The organism is Achromobacter sp. ACRQX (assembly GCF_022346505.1).
Classification (GTDB): Bacteria; Pseudomonadota; Gammaproteobacteria; order Burkholderiales; family Burkholderiaceae_B; genus Achromobacter; species Achromobacter animicus.
Map to the genome: position 1 here is coordinate 1 of NZ_JAKRML010000006.1, position 17,497 is coordinate 17,497.

Sequence of the window (17,497 nt, forward strand, 5' to 3'; positions counted from 1 at the left end):
AAACCGAAGGGAGCCGAAGGCGGACGAGGTTGAGGACGGGGTAGTCCGGAGCGAAGGCTCCGGACCGCAATCGGAGCCCCGCCCACCCCAGGCCCACGCCGCGCCGGGCGTCTTAAGAACCCAACCGCGCCCCTAACTCCAACCCGGCACTACAACCAACAACTCCGAAACCGCGCAAACCGCGTCGGTCAGGAACGCTTGAGCTCCGCAGCGATACGAGCCAGCTTGTCCGGATTGCGTTGCACCAGCACCCGCGTCAACCGCTCGCCGTCGGTCTCATAAGACTGCACGGATTCCAGCTCGCCATCGATGAAGCGCAACAAGGTCCATTGCCCATTCACCTGCACCACCTCGACGTCCAGCGCGTCGCGATACCGGCGCTTGCCCGCATAAAACAGTTGCGCCAGTCGCTTGCCGCCAACCAGGCTGGCAAATGCCGTGACCTTGTCGCCGCCGTCGCCGATGAGTTCGGCGTCGTCGCTCAGCAAAGCAAGCAGCCCGTTGAAATCGCTGCGCTGCATCGCATCCGCAAACGCCTGCAACAGACGCTGCAGCGTTGCCCGCGGCACTGTTTCGCGCGGTGCGCCCTGGCGCAGTTGCTGCCGCGCCCGCCGTACCATCTGGCGGATGGCGGCGGGGTTCTTGTCCAGCGTTTGTGCGATGTCTTCGTAGTCCGCGTCGAACACATCGCGCATCAGAAACGCCGCGCGAGCATCCGGCGACAGTCGTTCCAGCATGAACAGAAACGCCACCGAAACGTCGTCCGCCATCTCGTGGATCTGCTCCGGCGTCGACGGCGCGGCCATCAGCATGGGCTCGGGCAGCCAGACGCCTACGTAGTTCTCGCGCTCGGCCTTGGCGGCGCGCAGGTGGTCAATGGACAGCCGCGTCGTGGCGGTGACCAGCCATGCTTCCGGGTTCTGGATGACGGCGCGGTCGGCGCCGTGCCAGCGCAGCCAGGCTTCCTGCACCACGTCTTCGGCCTCGGCCACGGCGCCCAGCATCCGGTAGGCGATGGCGTAAAGGCGGGAACGGTGCTGGTCGAAGAGGGCGACAGAGTCGGTCATGGAGAGGGCCAGCGCCGGGACGAGGGGGGAGGGAGGCAGGTATTTTGCCGCAGGGGCCTGCCTGCGACAAGCGCGCGGGACGTCCATGGCGATCTCCCATCTTGAGCCGCGAGAGCTACAGCACGATGTCATTCGTGCACAGCGGCGGCAGCGCCGTGGCGCCGCGCATCTGCCTCAGGTCCCGTTCCACCATCGTGCTCAACTGGCTGATCGGCACGTCGTTAGCGTTGCCTTCGAACGGATTTTCGGTGCTCTGGCCCACCTGTTCCAGCGAGGTGTAGATCCACGAAATGATGACGCTGAAGGGCGCGGCCAGCCACGCCATCTGGCCCTGCATGAAGCCGCCCGCAGCGTCGCCGATCAGGTCGAACTGCGCGGTCAGGCCAAAAGGCAGCGCCACGCAGAACGCGCGCACGAAAAGCGTGTTGATGATCGCGTACTGGCGCGGATACGGAAAATCCTTGATGCGTTCGGCCTGCCCTTGCAGGTCGAGCAGGTCGCGCAGTCGCCCGTTCAGGTCAGCGTATTCCGACGCCGTGATCGCGCCCTCGTCCAACAGTTGCCTGGCCGCGCGGGCTTGCCCATCCAGCAGTTGCACCGCCTTGTTGTCTGCCGTCGCCAAGGCTGAGACTTCCGCTTCGGGCAGGTAACGGGCCAGCGCGGAATCAAGCGGCATGCGGCGCTCGGGGATCACGTAGCGCTTGCCGTATTCCGCATTCGGCCGGTTCTGCATGGACTCCCAGACCCGGGGCGCGCGAAGCTGATAACGCAGGGCCGTCAGCCACGCCAGATGCCGGTCGACCAGCCCTGCGGCGCGCCCGGCGTCACCCGCATAGTGGCCGCACAGCATGCCCCACGCGCGGCTGGCGCTGACGATACCCATCCAGATCTTCTGCGCTTCGACCGTGCGCGTGTACGTCTGCACATTCTTGAAGCCCACGACGAACGTGGTCGCGGTGCCCAACAGCGTCACCACCGACAAAGGCAGCGTCAGCCATTTCATGCCGGCCACCTGGTACAGCAGCACGGGCACAAGGCTGAGGGCGGCGAGGATATAGATGGTCCGGCGCGTCCAGACCACGAATTCGCACAGGCGATAGGATTTTCCGAGGTGCATGATGTCGATTCCTGATTGCCTTCAGACGTCCGTTCAAGGAGCGGTCGGGTCGGCCTGGCGCGCCGCTTTCGAGCCCCACGCGCGCCGGGCATAGCGATACGCCAGGAACAGCACCGCCGCTGCGATGGCTACGACCGACGCGCGGCCGCCCAGCGCGCTCAGTGCTGCCAACAACGCTTCCACCCGCGCGGAAAATACTGCGCCCAGCACCAGCCCCGCCGCGGCCCACAACGCCAAGCCCGCGCAGTCGTGCCAGACGAACGACCGCAGGCGCGTGCCGCTTGCGCCGCACAGCGGCACGGCCACCATCGACAGACCGGGCATGAAGCGCGCGACGATCAACAGGCGCACGCCCCAGCGGTTGAAGAAGCGCTCGGTCCTGCTGATGCAGGCCTCGCGCGAGAGCGACAGGTTGCACACGGTGTGCAGCGTGCGCGGCCCATAGCGTCGGCCGCCGCGGAACCAGAGCAGGTCCGCCAGCACGCCCGCCAGCACCGCAGCTGCCAGCACGACTGCCAGCGGCAAGGCGACGTGGCCCGCTGCGCCGGCCGTCGCCGCCTGGCTGGCGCCCACGGCGATGAGCGTGGGCATGACGGGAAGCGGCAGGCCGAGCGATGCGCCCAGCACGTTCAGGAACACGGCCAGCACGCCGTATTGCGCGATCCATTCATGCGGCAGCATGCGGCGCTCCCTGCGTATTGCGGTGGGGCGCGATGGCGGACGTGGGCATGTGGGATCTCCTGGAATCGCCGCGCCGCGGTGCGTGGCCGGTCAGGACAGATCCTAGAGGTGGCGCTCGCGGCGCGGTAGACCCGCGCAGGGACGCACGGTGTTGTCCGGGCGACAACAATGCGCTGCGAGGATGCTGCGGGCCAGAGTTATGCGCTGTCGCGGGTCACGATGCGAAAGCCGATTTCCACCACCGATTGCGCGGGACGCTGGCCGTTCGCGCGCAGGCCGATCATCTCGGCCGCCTGCGCGCCGATGGCGGCCCCATCCACGTGCACGGACGTGATGGCCGGCGACATCGACGCGGCGATCTCCATGTCGCCAAAGCCCATCACGGCCAATTGCCGCGGCACCTCCAGCTTTTGCGCCGCGGCCTCCGTCAGGACGCCAGCGGCCATCATGTCCGAACTGCAGAACACCGCGTCGATGCCCTGGCCAGAACGCTGCAGGGCGCGCAGGCCTTCGCGGCCTTGCGCGTGCGTCGTCGGCGCGGGCATGTAGTGCACCAGCGGTTCGGGCAGGCCCGAATCGACGGCGGCGCGGACCAGACTTTCGGCGCGCAGCCGGGCGCGGTGGTCGTCGCCGCTAAGCACCGCCTGCCGCGTCTTGCCGGCGTCGCGCAGGTAGTGGCTGACCGCGGCCCCGATCGCGTCATGCGACAGGCTGAGCAGCATATCGATGGGCGCGTCCGTCGCGTCCCACGTTTCGACGATGGGGATGCCGGATGCTTTCAGCAATTGCCGGCCTTGCGGCGAATGCATCACGCCCGTCAGCACGATGCCGTCGGGTCGGCGCCCGATGATGGCGCGCAGCAGGGCGTCCTCGCGCGGTGAGTCGTAGCCGCTTTGGCCCACCATGAGCTGGAAGCCCTTGGCCTCTAGCGACCGCGTCAACGCCGTGAGCATGCCGCCGAAAAGCGAGCCCGTGATCGAGGGCACCAGCACCATGACCAGGTTGCTGCGTGACAGGCGCAGGCTGCCGGCCATCAGGTTGGGCACGTAGCCCAGCGCCTGGATCGCGGCATTGACCTTGTCGAGCGTGGCCGGGGAAACCTGCTGCGGCGTATTGATGGCGCGCGACACGGTGATCATGGACACCCCGGCCGCCTGCGCCACCTCGCGCACGGTGACGTTGGCGCGCTCCGGGGAGCGGGAAGGCGAATCGGCGGACGGCATTCGGGACGGGCGCATCGAAAGGGGAGCAGGAACGGACGTGAAACTGGGGTCAAGCCTACCTGCAGACGCCGGTCTTGCGGGCCGGAGGCAGTTAGGGTTTGTCCGGATAGTAGCCGGAGAGGGCGAAGAAATATTCTAAAAAGGCCGCGATGTTAACGTTAACAAAGGAAATGTTAACGTTAACGTCCATAAAAGAACCCATACCGGAGACAGTAATGACGAGCAACGCGCGCAAGTGGATTGTTGGTTTGACCCTGATGGCCGCGGCCGGCGTGGCGCACGCCTGGCCCGACAAGGCCGTCACCGTCGTCGTGCCGTTCCCGCCCGGCGGCGCGACCGATTCGGTGGCGCGCGCGCTGGCCAACAAGCTGGGTGAACAGCTCAAGCAATCCTTCGTCGTGGAAAACAAGGCCGGCGCCACCGGCACGATCGGCGCCTCGCAGGTGGCCCGCGCCGCGCCGGACGGCTACACCCTGATGGTCACGTCGCTGGCCCCGCTGGTGGTGGCGCCGCACCTGATGAAGGGCATCACCTACGATCCGGCCAAGGACTTCACGTACCTGACCGTGGCCGTGCAGACCCCCAACGTGCTGGTGGTCAGCCCGCAGCTCGCCTCCAAGGTCAACAGCGTGCAGGATGTGCTGGCGCTGCTGAAGGAAAAGCCGGGCGCGATCAGCTTCGCGACGTCGGGCGCGGGGTCGTCCGACCACCTGACTGCCGAACTCTTCTGGCAGAAGACCGGCACGAAGGGCCTGCACGTGCCGTACAAGGGCGGCGCACCGGCCATTTCCGATCTGCTGGGCAATCAGGTGGAGATGTCCTTTCAGAACGTGAATGCCGTGCTGCCGCACATCAAGTCCGGTAAGCTCAAGGCCATCGCCGTCACGGGTTCCAAGCGTTCGCCGGTGCTGCCCGACGTGCCCACGTTCGCCGAAGCGTCGGTGCCGGGCGTCGACGTCTACGCCTGGCAGGCCGTCGTGGCCCCGAAGAACCTGCCCGCCGACGTGCGCGACAAGCTGTCCGCCGCCCTGACCGCCGCCCTGAAGGATCCGGCGATCAGCAAGCCCTTCACCGACATCGGCCTGGAGGTCGTCGCCAACTCGCCCGAAGCCTTCACGAAATTCCAGCAACAGGAAAGCGCCCGCTGGAAGCAGGTCATCGAGACCGGCGGCATCTCCGTGCAATGACGCAACGCGCCCGGCCGTGGCGGCCGGGCTTTTTCAAGAAGCAATCATGACTCTTCACGCATCCCAAGCCTCCCAGACGCCCACGATCACCGGCATGCGCGTCGTGCCGGTGGCCGGCCAGGACTCCATGCTGCTCAACCTGAGCGGCGCTCACGCCCCTTACTTCACGCGCAACCTGGTCATCCTGACCGACAGCGCGGGCAACACCGGCGTGGGCGAAGTCCCCGGCGGCGAAAAGATCCGCACCACGCTGGAGGACGCACGCGCCCTGATCGCGGGCAGCTCCATCGGCAACTATCAGCACACGCTGAATCAGATGCGCCAGGCCTTCGCTGGGCTGGACAGCGCCGGCCGCGGCGCCCAGACCTTCGACCTGCGCGTGGCGATCCATGCCGTGACGGCGGTGGAATCGGCGCTGCTGGACCTGCTGGGCCAGCACCTGGGCGTGCCCGTCGCGGCGCTGCTGGGTGAAGGTGTGCAGCGCACGTCCGTGCAGATGCTGGGCTATCTGTTCTACGTGGGCGACTCCGCACAAACGCCGTTGCCTTACCAGACGGCGCCCGACGCCGAAGGCTGGCTGCGCGTGCGGCACGAAAAGGCAATGACGCCCGAGGCCATCGTCCGCCTTGCCGAGGCGGCCCACGAACGCTACGGCTTCCAGGACTTCAAGCTCAAGGGTGGCGTGCTGCGCGGCGAAGAAGAGGTCGAAGCCATCCGCGCCTTGCACGAGCGCTTTCCCGAGGCGCGCGTCACGCTCGACCCGAACGGCGGCTGGCTGCTCAAGGACGCGGTGCGCCTGTGCCGCGACCTGCATGGCGTGATGGCTTATGCGGAAGACCCGTGCGGCGCCGAAGGCGTGTTTTCGGGCCGCGAGGTCATGGCCGAATTCCGCCGCGCCACCGGCCTGCCCACCGCCACCAACATGGTGGCTACCGACTGGCGCGAGATGGCGCATGCGCTGTCGCTGCAATCGGTCGACATCCCGCTGGCCGACCCGCATTTCTGGACCCTGCAGGGCTCGGTGCGCGTGGCGCAAACCTGCCAGGCGTTCGGCCTGACGTGGGGCTCGCATTCCAACAACCACTTCGACGTGTCGCTGGCGATGTTCACGCATGTGGGCGCCGCCGCGCCGGGCCGCGTCACCGCGATCGACACGCACTGGATCTGGCAGGACGGCCAGCACCTGACCCGCAACCCGCTGCAGATCCGCAACGGTTATGTCGAGCTGCCGCAGACCGGCGGGCTGGGCATCGAGTTGGACATGGACGCGATCGAGCGCGCCCATCAGCTTTATCTGCAGCACGGCCTGGGCGCGCGCGACGACGCTACGGCGATGCAGTATCTGGTGCCTGGATGGAAGTTCGACAACAAGCGGCCTTGCATGGTGCGCTGATCGGCATCTCGCCGGGCGGTGACGGGGCAGGGCGCGGGGCAGGGAACTACCTTGCCCCCGCACGCTCCAGTGTGTGGGACAGGCAATAGACGTCTGACCACGCCGGGCCACCACCCGTCATCGCGCGCATCTGGGCCGAGTTCAGAATGTCGCCGTCGCAGGCGGTCACCGCGTTGATCGCATAACCATTGACGACGTAGATCCAGTCGGCCGCGCGGTCTATTCCGCCGCGTATTTTCTGTTCCGTGGTGGCGTTCATTGCCGGCGTGTCCGTCACGATCAGATGCGCGCCGGACAATCCCGGCTGCGTCGCTGCGGCCGCCGCATGCGCCTTCAGATACGCACGCAGCGCTTCCTCCAACCCCGGCTGGGGGGACAGGCGAATCGTCAGGGCATATCTGGCCAAGCCGCCGCCGACGCTCTCGACCACGCGGCATTGGCTGCGGATCATGTTGCGGTGCTGCGGCATGAGCTTCGTGGACCACGGCGTGGGGGCGTTGAGCCGCTGGAGGTAGCCGGGGGAGACCAGCGTTTCGTAGGCATCCAGCTCGTACAACACGAAGAATCCTTCTCCGCCCTGGGCGCTGGTCCAGCGCGTGCCGCGCAGAAACCCGGGAACGCCCATGCGCTCCGGGAAGTGCTCATGGGTATGCCAGTCTTCGAACTCCTCGCGCCAAGCCGGCGCAATGTCCCACCACATTGCGATCGCGGCCTTTCCGAGCATGGCCATGATCAGTTCTTGGCCCGCAACGCGGCAAGTTCCGCGGTGACCTGCTGCATGACGTCGGGTCCGATTTCGCCCGCGAACTTGTCCACCACCGGTTTGACTGCGCCGCGCAGGCGCTCGACCGCTTCAGGCGTCAAGGTGTTGACCTGCATGACCTTGCGCAGATCGTCGATGGCCACCGCTTCCTTGGCCTGCGAGATCCGCCGTTCTTCCGCCTTGGCCTCGGCGGCCGCTTCCAGGATGATCTTGCGCTCGGCCTCCGACATGCTGTCCCACGTCTTGCGGCTCATCAGGAATGGCATGCCCGTGTAGATATGGCGCGTCAGCGACAGGTATTTCTGCACTTCGGCAAACTTGGCGGACAGGATCACGCCCACCGGATTGTCCTGGCCGTCGATGGCCTTGGACTCCAGCGCGCCGTAGACCTCTCCGAACGTCATCGGCACCGGGTTGGCGCCCAGCGTCTTGAACATGTCGATGTAGACAGGGGCGGCAATGACGCGCATCTTCAGGCCTTGCAGGTCCTGCGCCTGCGCGATCGGGCGCTTGCTGTTGGTCATGTTGCGAAAGCCCAGGTCCCAGATGCCCAGGCCGATCAGGCCGTGATCGGACAGGCCATTCAAGAGGCGCTGGGCAACGGGTCCGTCCGAAACCGCGTACGCCTCTCGTGCGTCGTTGAACAGGAACGGCAGGTCAAAGACCATGAACCGCTTGTCGATGCCGGCCAGGAGGCCCGTCGCCATCGAGGTGAAGTCCAGCGTGCCGCCGCGAACGGCCGACAGATTCTGGGGATCGCCGCCTAGCACCGCATTGGCGTAGATCGACACCTTCATCTTGCCGCCGCTTTTCTCGGCGACCAGATCGGCAAATTTCTGCGCGCCCTGGCCCAGGGGATGGTCCGCAGCCAGGCTGAACGCGAATTTCATCGTGCGCGCCTTGATCTCCTGTGCGGCGGCGGTTCCCGCTACGGCAAGGCAGGCCAGGATGGTCGCTGCGGCATTCACGGCGATGCGCAAGCACGTTTTATTTGAATTCATCACAAGCACCTTCTTCGGTTGTCGTTGGCAAAGGTCCGGTTGATGCGGTTACGGCGGCGGGCCATCGTGTGAATACCCGGCTGCGAGCATAGGGCATAATTTTGAATCCCGTTCAAAATTTGATTGAATTCAAAAATTGAACGATTCCATGGATGGTCACCCGGAGAGCGCGATGAGCGGGGCAATCGAAAAAACACTGGCGTTGCTTGAATACCTGGCTGCCCATCCCGACGGCGCGAATCTCGCCGACATTGCGGACGACCTGCATCAACTGCGCAGCGGATGTCACCGGACCCTGCACGAACTCATGAAGTTTGGCTACGTCCGGCAGACGTCGGTGCGGGGCGAATACGCATTGACGACCAAGCTGGCGTCGATGGGTTTGAGTTTCCTGAGCCGGTCCGGCGTGATCGACATCGCGCAGCCGGTCATCGACCGTTTTGCAGCGGCAACCGGTGAACTCGTGCGCCTGGCCATCGTCGACGGCAAACGCCTGACGCTGGTGGCCAAGGCGCAAGGTGCGAAATCCGGGCTGCTGTACGACCCGGACATGGGCATCGACCTGCGCCTGTCGTGCAGCGCGGCCGGCCACGCGTGGTTGATGACGTTGCCCGAAGACCAGGCCATTGCCTACGTCACCGAACAGGGGCTGGGAAAACCGCGGGATTTCGGGCCGAATGCCCCCACGTCGATCCGCGCGTTGCTCGCCAGCCTGGACGCGCATCGGCGGCGCGGCTACAGCATTCTGCAGGACGTCTATGCGGCCGGCATGAGCGCGATGGCGGCTCCCATCCGCCGTCCCGGGCATCAAAGCACCGGCATCCTGGTGGTGGCCGGTCCGTCGCAACGCTTGACCGTTAAAGCCATGGAGAAATTCGGGCCGGCGCTGCTGCGCGCGGCAAGCGAGCTGGCGCAGGCCGGAGACGCCTCGCCGTTGCTGCGCTCCGCGCGCGTGGGCACCTGGGGAAACGGCCCCGCGCAGGGTGAAGAGCCGGCGGCGGATTAATCCGCGGACGCCTCGTCTCCGGAATTGCGGCCCTGCATCGGGAAGCGTGTCCGGAACATCGGCGATGCCAGGCTGGCTAGCGCCAGTTCCTGCGCAGCCGCCAGCAGGTCGGGACCCAGCGCCTCCATCCGCGCTTCGGTCAGGCGCATCGCGGGACCGGCAATGCTCAACACGCCAATGGCCGCCTCGCCCTTGCGCTGCACGGGCGCTGCCATCGCGGTCATGCCCGGCGCGAACACTTCATTGATCATGGCGTAGCCGCGCTTGCGTCCGGCCTGAAGCATCTTCGTCAGCGCGGCGATGGTGGTGGGGGCATTGGGACCGTATTCCTCCGGCGCACCGAAACCCTGGCGCGAGACCAGGTCCAGCGCGCGTTCGTCGGTCATCGTCAGCATCCACGCGTGGCCCGAGGCGCTGCACGACAGCCTGGCTTCTGAGCCCATCTCCGGGTCGTAGCGCAGGCCGTGACGCGCGCCCTGCGCCTTCGCAACCCAGGTCAGCCGCTCTTCGTTGTCCACGATGGCCAGCCGCACGAGTTCGCCGGAGATGTCCGCCAGCCGATCCACCAGCGGCTGGGCGATGTCGACGATGCCTGTCGCCGCAAGATAGCTCAACCCGATTGAAGCGACGCGGGCTGTCAGCGCGTAGTCGCCGTGATCCCGGATCTGGCGCACATAGCCGCAGCGGCAAAGGTCTGTCAGCAGACGGTGCGCGGCGCTCTGCGGAATCTCCAGTTGCTGGGCAAGTGAGGCGAGGGGGACGCCTTCGGGTCTGGAGGACAGGTACTCCATGACGGCGAGCGCGCGTTCGAGGACTCCGGCCATGTCATCTCAACAAGTAGTGGGGTGATGGATGATAACCCTAGGTGGAAAACTATTCCACTCGGAATTACATTCCACTACCGAGTCTTGCCAGACATCGAAAAAATTCCAAATAACACCGGAGACAACGATGAAGACCAGCCTTTTCCGCATTGCATTGACGGCGGCCCTGTGCGCCAGCGCCATGACGGCCGCCGCGCAGGACATCCAGGAGCGCACGATACGCTTTGGCCACCTGAACAACACCGATCATCCGGTGAGCGCCGGGGTGCAGAAGTTCACGGAACTGGTGGCGGCCAAGAGCGGCGGCAAGCTGAAGGTCAAGGAATTTCCCGCCTCGCAGCTTGGCAATGAAATGCAGCAACAGTCCGGGCTGCAGGGCGGCGTGCAGGAGATGTCCGCGCCGGCCTCCACGTCGCTGGCGGGCATCGTCAAGGAATTCGGGCTGATTGATCTGCCGTTTTCCGTGACGGACTTCGGGCAGGCCGACGCGCTGCTGGACGGCCCGCTGGGGCAGGCGCTGATAGCCAAGCTGCCCGAAAAAGGACTGGTCGCGCTGGGCTTCTGGGACCTCGGTTTTCGCAACGTGACGAACTCCAAGCACGCCATCGGCAAGCCGGAGGATCTGGCGGGCCTGAAGATCCGCGTGATTCCCAATCCCGTCTTCCTCGATACGTTCAAGGCGTTCAAGGCCAATCCCGTGCCGATGCCCTTTGCAGAGCTGTATGGGGCGCTGGAATCGCGGGCGGTCGACGGCCAGGAAAATCCCTATTCGGTGATCCTGTCCAACAAGTTCTATGAAGTGCAGAAGTTCGTCAGCGCGACCAACCACGTGTATGCCGCGAATATCGTGCTGGTCAGCAAGAAGTTCTGGGACAAGCTGTCGCCCGCCGAGCAGAAGATCCTGCAAGAGGCAGCTACTGAAGCGCGCGGGTACCAGCGCCAAGTCAGCCGGGCCGCCGCGCAGAAGGCCGTGACGGAATTGCAGGCCAAGGGCATCCAGTTCAACACGATCGAACCGGGCGAAAAGGCGCGCATGCAGCAGGTCGTCAAGCCGGTGATCGAGCACTTCACCAGCAGCTACGACCCCGCGATCGTCAAGCTCTACAACGACGAACTCGCCCGAATCCGCAAGTAACCCGCACCGGCATCCCCATCATGAAGATCCTTGTCCTGCACGGCCCCAACCTCAACCTGTTCGGCCGCCGCGAGCCGCACATCTACGGAACCACGACGCTTGCGGAGATCAACGACCGCCTGGCGGCGCTGGCCGCGGAACTGGGCGTCCAGTTGTCGACGCTGCAATCGAACCATGAGGGCGCGTTGATCGACTTTCTGCACGAGAACATCGACTCCGCCCAGGGCGCCTTGGTGAACCCTGCCGGGCTGACCCAGCACGGCGTGCCGCTGCACGATGCCATCAAGGCCATGCCGTTTCCCACGCTGGAGGTGCACATGTCGAACATCGCCGCCCGTGAGACCTGGCGCGCGCATTCAATCATTTCGCCGGCGGTGCGCGGCACGGTGCAAGGGTTGGGCCCCCAGTCCTACCTGACGGCGTTGCGTGGCCTGGTCGGGCTTTTGCAGGACGCCAAGGCATGAGCCCGGCGCCTGCGCATCAGACGCCGCAAGGAGGCTGGCCATGGTCGTCATAGACAGATTCATCGGCGCGGTCTGCCGTGTGCTGGAGTTCGCCATCGCCTTGCTGCTGGCGGCGATGGTGGTGCTGGTCTTCGGCAATGTCGTGGCGCGTTACGGCTTTAACTCCGGCATCACGCTGTCGGAAGAGCTGTCGCGCTGGATGTTCATCTGGCTGACGTTTCTAGGGGCGGTCATCGCCCTGAAGGAGCGTGGCCACCTGGGCATGGACATGGTCGTGGCCAAGCTGCCCACGGCGGGCAAGAAGATCTGCCTCGTCGCGGGACAGGTCCTGATGCTTTACATCGTGAGCCTCATGTTCAAGGGAAGCTGGGATCAGGCGGTGATCAATGCGGACGTCAGCGCGCCCGTGAGCGGCTTGCCGATGGCCATTGTCTACGTGGCCGGATTGGTGTTCTCGGTGATGGCGGGCCTGATCATCGCCATGGATCTGTACCGCGTGCTCGCCGGCAAGCTGCAGGACCAGGATCTGATCATGGTCCAGGAATCCGAAGAGGCGGTGCAGCTCAAGCAGATTCTCGAGGATGCCGGCAACGGCGCGCCCGGGAGAAGCGCATGACGATCGCCGTGTTCATCGGATCGCTGCTGGGGGTCATGGCGCTGGGTGTGCCGATCGCCTTTGCGCTGCTGGCCAGCGGCGTGGCGCTCATGTGGCATCTGGACATCTTCGACGCGCAGATCCTCGCGCAGAACGTCATTGGCGGGGCGGACAGCTTCCCGCTGCTGGCGGTGCCGTTCTTCATGCTGGCCGGCGAAATCATGAACGTGGGCGGGCTGTCGCGCCGTATCGTCGATCTTGCGCTGGCGCTGGTCGGTCACGTGAAGGGCGGGCTTGGCTACGTCACGATCATGGCGGGCTGCCTGCTGTCGGCGCTGTCGGGATCGGCTGTGGCGGACGCCGCCGCGTTGACGGCGCTGCTTCTGCCGATGATGGTCAGCGCCGGCCACAAGAAGCAGACCGCGGGCGGCCTGATTGCCGCGACAGGTGTGATCGGTCCGGTCATTCCGCCCAGCATCGGCCTGGTCATCTTCGGCGTGGCGGCCAATGTGTCAATTTCCAAACTGTTCATGGCGGCGATCGCGCCCGGCCTGATGATCGGTGGGGCGTTGTGGCTGACGTGGGCGTTTCTGGTCCGGCGCGAAAAGATCGTGCCTCCGCCGCGCAAGTCTCCGCAGGAAATTGCCACCGCGTTCCGCAAGGCGATCTGGGCGCTCATGCTGCCGGTGATTATCCTGGTTGGGCTGCGGATGGGCGTCTTCACGCCGACCGAAGCCGCGGTCGTCGCTGCGACCTACGCGCTGCTGGTGTCGACGCTGGTGTACCGCGAACTCAAGCTCAATCAGCTCTACGCAGTGTTCGTGTCGGCAGCCAAGACCAGCGCCATCGTCATGTTCCTGATTGCCGCCGCCATGGTCAGCGCGTGGCTGATCACCGTGGCCGATCTGCCGTCCAAGGTCGTGGACATGTTGCAGCCTTTCATGGGCAACAAGATCCTGCTGATGGCCGCGATCATGGTGCTGGTGATGGTGGTGGGCACGGCCATGGACATGACGCCGACCATCCTGATCCTGACGCCCGTGCTGATGCCGGTGGTGCGCGCGGCGGGCATCGATCCGGTGTATTTCGGCGTGCTGTTCATCATCAACAACTCGATCGGGCTGGTCACGCCGCCCGTGGGCACCGTGCTCAATGTGGTGGCCGGCGTGGGGAAGATGAAGATGGACGACGTGACGCGCGGCGTCCTGCCGTTCATGGCCGCCGAGTTTCTCGTCATGTTCCTGATGGTGGCCTTTCCGGCCCTGGTGATCATTCCCGCGCGGTGGTTTGGCGGGTAGGCGCCAACGCGCCTCCCGCGCCGCTCGCCGGCGCAACCTGAAGCCCGATTCATTGGAGATTTTTCGCGATGTCCGATCTTGCTCAATACCGGCGCCCCTTCTGGGACACCCAGCCGGGCTACCGTTTCGATCCGTATGGATCCACGCGTTTGCGCTCGCCGAACGAACCGCTGATCGTCGTGCCGCAGACGCTTTCGGAGGTCACGGGGCCGATGTTTGGTGCGGCGTTCGTCAAACAGGGCGATAACGACCTGACCCGCGTCTCCACGGCGGAGGCGATCGGCGAGCGCATCATCGTGTCCGGCCGGGTGCTGGACGAGAACGGCCGGCCGGTGCCGGACGCGCTGATCGAGATCTGGCAGGCCAATGCCGCGGGCCGCTATCTGCACAAACGCGATCAGCACGATGCGCCGCTGGATCCGAACTTCAGCGGCGAAGGGCGAACCGTCACGGACGCGCAGGGGCGCTACCAGTTCAAGACGATCCGGCCGGGGGCGTATCCGTGGGGCAACCATTACAACGGATGGCGTCCGCAGCACATTCACTTTTCGCTGTTTGGCCGAGCCTATGCCACGCGTCTGGTCACCCAGATGTATTTCCCCGGCGACCCGCTGCTGGAGTTCGATCCCATCTTCCAGTGCGTGCCAGACGCCAAGGCGCGCAACCGGCTGATCGCTGCGCTGGATTGGGAGACCACCGTGCCCGAGTACGCGCTGGGCTATCGCTTCGACATCGTCCTGCGCGGCCGCAACGCCACCCCCATGGAGTAACGCATGCTCTATCCCACCAGTTCACAGACTGTCGGTCCCTATCTGCACATCGGGCTGTCCGGGTTGAACCGTGACGATCTGACGGCAGGGTGCGGCGACCTGGGCGCGGCGCCCGTCGTCATCGAAGGACGCGTAATCGATGGCGAGGGCAATCCTGTGCCGGACGGCATGGTCGAGATATGGCAGGCCGATGCGCGCGGTGTGTACGGGCATCCGGACGACCCCCGGCATGACGAGGGCGGCGCGGGCTTCGGCGGCTTTGGCCGGGTGGCGACGCAGCCTGACGGCGGCTTTCGTTTCACCACGATCAAGCCGGGCTGTGTGCCCGGCCCGGAAGGACAGATGCAGGCGCCGCATCTGGTGGTGTCCGTCTTCATGCGCGGCCTGCTCAAGCATCTGTCGACGCGGATGTACTTTCCGGATGAGCCCGGCGCCAACGAGCAGGACTGGATCCTGGCCAAAGTGCCCGCACACCGGCGCGGCACGCTGGTGGCAACAGCGGCGGAGGCGGGCGTTTTGCGCTGGAACATCGTCCTGCAGGGTTCGGAAGAAACCGTGTTCTTCGACATCTGAGCCGGTGTGCGACGAGGTCTACACGATGAGCAACCTTTCCGGGCTGACCGAATCCATCTATTCGGATGATGCGATCCTGTCGCTGTTTTCGGGCGCGGCGACCCTCGGCCAGATGCTTGCCGTGGAGGCGGCCCTGGCGCGCGCGCAGGCGCAATGCGGCGTCATTCCCCCAAGTGCCGCAACCGCCATCAATGAGGTCTGCCGGGGTGGCGAAATCCGCGACGTGCTGGACGTGGACGGCATTGCCAGGGCTGCGGTGGCGGCGGGCAACATCGCCATCCCCTTCGTCAAGCAACTGACCGCGGCCGTCGCGCGCGTGGATGCCGAAGCCGCCCGCTACGTGCATTGGGGCGCGACCAGCCAGGACATTCTGGACACCGCGCTTGTCCTGCAGTTGCTTCAGGTGGCGGCCAGGCTGGACGCGGGGCTGGAGCGCGCCTCGCTGGCGTGTGCGCGGCTGACCTGCGCGCATCGGGACACCATCATGGTGGGACGCACGTGGCTGCAGCATGCGCTGCCCACGACATTCGGCGCCAAGACGGCAGGCTGGTTGGCGGCGCTGGAACGTAGCCGGCTGCGCGTGCGGCAGGACACGTCACAGATGGCGCTGCTGCAGTTCGGCGGCGCCGCGGGCACGCTGGCCAGCCTGGGACCGTCGGCAAACGAGGTGGTGCAGGCGCTGGCCGCCGAGCTGGGCCTGGGCGCGGCTGCGGTGCCATGGCACACGCACCGCGACCGGCTTGCCAGCCTGGCCGCGTCGCTGGGGGTGCTGACCGGCACGATGGGCAAGATTGCGCGGGACCTGTCGCTGATGGCGCAATCCGAGGTCGGCGAAGTGAGCGAGCCATCGGGCCCGGGGCGAGGCGGATCGAGCACCATGCCGCACAAGCGCAATCCCGTGGGCTGCGCGGCCATCCTGGCCGCCGCAATACGCGTGCCGCCGCTGGTGTCGACGATGCTGTCGGGAATGATCCAGGAACATGAACGCGCGCTGGGCGGCTGGCAGGCCGAATGGGATGTGCTGCCCCAGATTGCCGCGCTGACGGGTGGGGCGTTGCGCCATTTGGGCAGCGTGCTGGATGGGCTGCAGGTGTATCCGGACCGCATGGCAAAGAATCTTGCGCTGACCGATGGCCTCATCCTGGGCGAGGCCTACATGCTGGCGCTGGGCGCCCGGCTGGGCCGTCTGCCCGCCCATGCGCTGGTGGAACGCGCGTCGCGCGATGCTGTTGCGAACGGGCTTTCGCTCAGGGATGCGCTGCGCGAGGCGTTGGAAAGCGATGCCGCGACGCGTGGAATGCTCAGTGACGATGACCTCGATCGTCTTGGCAATCCGGCGAATTATGTGGGCGAGGCGCCGGCGATCTGCGACAGCGTGTTGGCGGCCTGGAAGGCGAGCGGGGCCGGCGCGAAGGCGGCTTGAAGCGCCTTGAAGCGGCTTGAAGCGCCTGCGCATCGCAGCGGCTCAGAACGCTGAAAACCGCATCGCGCGCGTTGCGTTGTGATTCAGGACTGCCCGCGCAGTCGCGCCAATTCTGCCGACAACTCCGCGACCAGCGCCTGCGCGCGCGCCAGCGGATCCGGTGTGTTGACCGGCGCCTGCGGTTCGGGCGCGGTTTCATGCAGCCGGGGCTGCACGCTTTCATGACCCATGCTGACGTCCACGTCGAACACCAGCTGTTCGGCGCGGTGCCAGGTGGTGAACCATTCCAGCGGCTTGCCGTGCTGGTCCATGCCCTGGCCCTGCAGCATCAATAACGGCGTGCCGGCCTGCGTGTCCAGCAGGGCCGCCAGCGCGCTGTCCGCCGCGACCGCGCGGATCTGGTTGCGGCCGGCGCCGGGGCGCAGACCGAACTGCCGCGTCAGCACGCCGTGCAGGGACGCGTCGGAAAGGTGCTCGGCGCGCAGGCCGGGCACCGCGTCGGCGGGCAGCCAGGTGCGCACGTAGGCCAGCGGCGCTTCGGCCACGTGGCGCAGGCGTTCGAGCATCAGGAGGCGGCTGGTGCCGAAGAACTCGGCAACCTCGGCGGGCGGCTCGGCCGGGCCCAGCGCCAGCACGCGCGTGCGCAGCGCAACGCCCGACTGGGCGAACTGTTCGTACAGACCGGTGGACCGCTGCACCAGGCGGCGGTGCTCCTGCGGCGCCGCCACGGTGGCAGGGCGGCCGGTCTCGCGTTGAATGAGGCCTTCGGCGGCAAGTGCTGCGAGGGCCTGGCGCACCACGCTGCGCGCCACGCCGAAGCGGTCGCACAGCGCGGCCTCGCTGGGCAGCACGGCGCCCGCCGCGAGCTTGTTCGTGCGGATGTATCCGCGCAACCGCGACGCCACCTGGGCATGCAGCGGGATGTCTCCCGCGCGGTCAAGATCGGGCAATGCGTCGTGCGTGGCGGGCGCCATGGG

18 protein-coding genes are annotated in these 17,497 nt (G+C 66.1%); 10 read left to right on the forward strand and 8 right to left on the reverse strand.

The features are described from left to right. Window positions 1–188: 188 nt before the first annotated feature. From MHZ91_RS07625 to MHZ91_RS07640, 4 genes are all read right to left on the reverse strand, one after another. On the reverse strand, window positions 189–1,067 hold the full coding sequence (locus MHZ91_RS07625) for an RNA polymerase sigma-70 factor (RefSeq protein WP_239213135.1): 879 nt from the start codon (window positions 1,065–1,067) through the stop codon (window positions 189–191). Window positions 1,068–1,182: 115 nt separating this feature from the next. Then, a complete protein-coding gene (locus MHZ91_RS07630) occupies window positions 1,183–2,184 on the reverse strand; it encodes a bestrophin family protein (protein ID WP_239213136.1) in 1,002 nt (333 codons plus the stop codon). Between the two features lie 33 nt (window positions 2,185–2,217). Further along, window positions 2,218–2,865 (reverse strand): DedA family protein, encoded by a 648-nt coding sequence (locus tag MHZ91_RS07635; protein ID WP_239213137.1) that lies wholly within the window; start codon window positions 2,863–2,865, stop codon window positions 2,218–2,220. 197 nt (window positions 2,866–3,062) lie between these two features. After that, window positions 3,063–4,088 (reverse strand): LacI family DNA-binding transcriptional regulator, encoded by a 1,026-nt coding sequence (locus MHZ91_RS07640; protein ID WP_239213138.1) that lies wholly within the window; start codon window positions 4,086–4,088, stop codon window positions 3,063–3,065. A gap of 215 nt (window positions 4,089–4,303) precedes the next feature. On the opposite strand from MHZ91_RS07640, the gene MHZ91_RS07645 reads away from it, so the two are divergent. Then, window positions 4,304–5,275, forward strand: a complete 972-nt coding sequence (locus MHZ91_RS07645) for a tripartite tricarboxylate transporter substrate binding protein (protein WP_175126178.1) — start codon at window positions 4,304–4,306, stop codon at window positions 5,273–5,275. Window positions 5,276–5,321: 46 nt separating this feature from the next. Next, the gene (gene gudD, locus MHZ91_RS07650; RefSeq protein WP_175184018.1) at window positions 5,322–6,668 is read left to right on the forward strand and encodes a glucarate dehydratase; all 1,347 of its coding nucleotides are present in this window, start codon (window positions 5,322–5,324) and stop codon (window positions 6,666–6,668) included. Between the two features lie 46 nt (window positions 6,669–6,714). Here gudD and MHZ91_RS07655 read toward each other — a convergent pair whose 3' ends face one another. Together MHZ91_RS07655 and MHZ91_RS07660 are read right to left on the reverse strand one after the other, a co-directional pair. Further along, window positions 6,715–7,398, reverse strand: a complete 684-nt coding sequence (locus MHZ91_RS07655) for a hypothetical protein (RefSeq protein ID WP_239213140.1) — start codon at window positions 7,396–7,398, stop codon at window positions 6,715–6,717. A 2-nt stretch (window positions 7,399–7,400) separates the two neighbouring features. Continuing rightward, the gene (locus MHZ91_RS07660) at window positions 7,401–8,432 is read right to left on the reverse strand and encodes a TRAP transporter substrate-binding protein (protein WP_239213142.1); all 1,032 of its coding nucleotides are present in this window, start codon (window positions 8,430–8,432) and stop codon (window positions 7,401–7,403) included. 172 nt (window positions 8,433–8,604) lie between these two features. On the opposite strand from MHZ91_RS07660, the gene MHZ91_RS07665 reads away from it, so the two are divergent. Then, on the forward strand, window positions 8,605–9,438 hold the full coding sequence (locus MHZ91_RS07665; protein ID WP_175126182.1) for an IclR family transcriptional regulator: 834 nt from the start codon (window positions 8,605–8,607) through the stop codon (window positions 9,436–9,438). Here MHZ91_RS07665 and MHZ91_RS07670 read toward each other — a convergent pair. Beyond that, window positions 9,435–10,262: an IclR family transcriptional regulator gene (locus tag MHZ91_RS07670; RefSeq protein WP_239213144.1), complete on the reverse strand. Its 828-nt coding sequence runs from the start codon at window positions 10,260–10,262 to the stop codon at window positions 9,435–9,437. The genes MHZ91_RS07665 and MHZ91_RS07670 overlap by 4 nt on opposite strands. 127 nt (window positions 10,263–10,389) lie before the next feature. On the opposite strand from MHZ91_RS07670, the gene MHZ91_RS07675 reads away from it, so the two are divergent. The 7 genes from MHZ91_RS07675 to MHZ91_RS07705 all read left to right on the forward strand — a co-directional run bounded on the left by MHZ91_RS07675 (window position 10,390) and on the right by MHZ91_RS07705 (window position 16,520). Beyond that, complete coding sequence (locus MHZ91_RS07675) at window positions 10,390–11,397, forward strand: TRAP transporter substrate-binding protein (RefSeq protein ID WP_239213146.1); 1,008 nt, start codon at window positions 10,390–10,392, stop codon at window positions 11,395–11,397. Between the two features lie 20 nt (window positions 11,398–11,417). Continuing rightward, a complete protein-coding gene (locus MHZ91_RS07680; protein ID WP_056563405.1) occupies window positions 11,418–11,861 on the forward strand; it encodes a type II 3-dehydroquinate dehydratase in 444 nt (147 codons plus the stop codon). Window positions 11,862–11,910: 49 nt separating this feature from the next. Continuing rightward, window positions 11,911–12,477 carry a TRAP transporter small permease gene (locus tag MHZ91_RS07685; RefSeq protein WP_370633061.1) on the forward strand — a complete coding sequence of 189 codons (567 nt, stop codon included), beginning with the start codon at window positions 11,911–11,913 and terminating at the stop codon, window positions 12,475–12,477. After that, complete coding sequence (locus MHZ91_RS07690) at window positions 12,474–13,754, forward strand: TRAP transporter large permease subunit (protein ID WP_175138018.1); 1,281 nt, start codon at window positions 12,474–12,476, stop codon at window positions 13,752–13,754. Before MHZ91_RS07685 ends, MHZ91_RS07690 begins: the two co-directional genes overlap by 4 nt. A 68-nt stretch (window positions 13,755–13,822) precedes the next feature. Then, on the forward strand, window positions 13,823–14,524 hold the full coding sequence (gene pcaH, locus MHZ91_RS07695; RefSeq protein WP_175126187.1) for a protocatechuate 3,4-dioxygenase subunit beta: 702 nt from the start codon (window positions 13,823–13,825) through the stop codon (window positions 14,522–14,524). Between the two features lie 3 nt (window positions 14,525–14,527). Then, on the forward strand, window positions 14,528–15,097 hold the full coding sequence (pcaG, locus tag MHZ91_RS07700) for a protocatechuate 3,4-dioxygenase subunit alpha (protein ID WP_218344584.1): 570 nt from the start codon (window positions 14,528–14,530) through the stop codon (window positions 15,095–15,097). 25 nt (window positions 15,098–15,122) lie between these two features. Continuing rightward, on the forward strand, window positions 15,123–16,520 hold the full coding sequence (locus MHZ91_RS07705; protein ID WP_239213148.1) for a 3-carboxy-cis,cis-muconate cycloisomerase: 1,398 nt from the start codon (window positions 15,123–15,125) through the stop codon (window positions 16,518–16,520). An 83-nt stretch (window positions 16,521–16,603) separates the two neighbouring features. Here the strand turns inward: MHZ91_RS07705 and MHZ91_RS07710 are convergent, their stop codons facing one another. Then, window positions 16,604–17,494: a GntR family transcriptional regulator gene (locus MHZ91_RS07710; protein ID WP_239213150.1), complete on the reverse strand. Its 891-nt coding sequence runs from the start codon at window positions 17,492–17,494 to the stop codon at window positions 16,604–16,606. Window positions 17,495–17,497 lie beyond the last annotated feature (3 nt).

Coding starts and splice junctions, on each gene's coding strand:
- MHZ91_RS07655 (WP_239213140.1), bottom strand. CDS start 7,398: ATGGCCATGCTCGGAAAGGCCGCGATCGCAATGTGGTGGGACATTGCG.
- MHZ91_RS07630 (WP_239213136.1), bottom strand. CDS start 2,184: ATGCACCTCGGAAAATCCTATCGCCTGTGCGAATTCGTGGTCTGGACG.
- MHZ91_RS07675 (WP_239213146.1), top strand. CDS start 10,390: ATGAAGACCAGCCTTTTCCGCATTGCATTGACGGCGGCCCTGTGCGCC.
- MHZ91_RS07670 (WP_239213144.1), bottom strand. CDS start 10,262: ATGGCCGGAGTCCTCGAACGCGCGCTCGCCGTCATGGAGTACCTGTCC.
- MHZ91_RS07710 (WP_239213150.1), bottom strand. CDS start 17,494: ATGGCGCCCGCCACGCACGACGCATTGCCCGATCTTGACCGCGCGGGA.
- gudD (WP_175184018.1), top strand. CDS start 5,322: ATGACTCTTCACGCATCCCAAGCCTCCCAGACGCCCACGATCACCGGC.
- MHZ91_RS07705 (WP_239213148.1), top strand. CDS start 15,123: ATGAGCAACCTTTCCGGGCTGACCGAATCCATCTATTCGGATGATGCG.
- MHZ91_RS07645 (WP_175126178.1), top strand. CDS start 4,304: ATGACGAGCAACGCGCGCAAGTGGATTGTTGGTTTGACCCTGATGGCC.
- MHZ91_RS07625 (WP_239213135.1), bottom strand. CDS start 1,067: ATGACCGACTCTGTCGCCCTCTTCGACCAGCACCGTTCCCGCCTTTAC.
- MHZ91_RS07680 (WP_056563405.1), top strand. CDS start 11,418: ATGAAGATCCTTGTCCTGCACGGCCCCAACCTCAACCTGTTCGGCCGC.
- MHZ91_RS07660 (WP_239213142.1), bottom strand. CDS start 8,432: ATGAATTCAAATAAAACGTGCTTGCGCATCGCCGTGAATGCCGCAGCG.
- pcaH (WP_175126187.1), top strand. CDS start 13,823: ATGTCCGATCTTGCTCAATACCGGCGCCCCTTCTGGGACACCCAGCCG.
- MHZ91_RS07690 (WP_175138018.1), top strand. CDS start 12,474: ATGACGATCGCCGTGTTCATCGGATCGCTGCTGGGGGTCATGGCGCTG.
- MHZ91_RS07640 (WP_239213138.1), bottom strand. CDS start 4,088: ATGCCGTCCGCCGATTCGCCTTCCCGCTCCCCGGAGCGCGCCAACGTC.
- MHZ91_RS07635 (WP_239213137.1), bottom strand. CDS start 2,865: ATGCTGCCGCATGAATGGATCGCGCAATACGGCGTGCTGGCCGTGTTC.
- pcaG (WP_218344584.1), top strand. CDS start 14,528: ATGCTCTATCCCACCAGTTCACAGACTGTCGGTCCCTATCTGCACATC.
- MHZ91_RS07665 (WP_175126182.1), top strand. CDS start 8,605: ATGAGCGGGGCAATCGAAAAAACACTGGCGTTGCTTGAATACCTGGCT.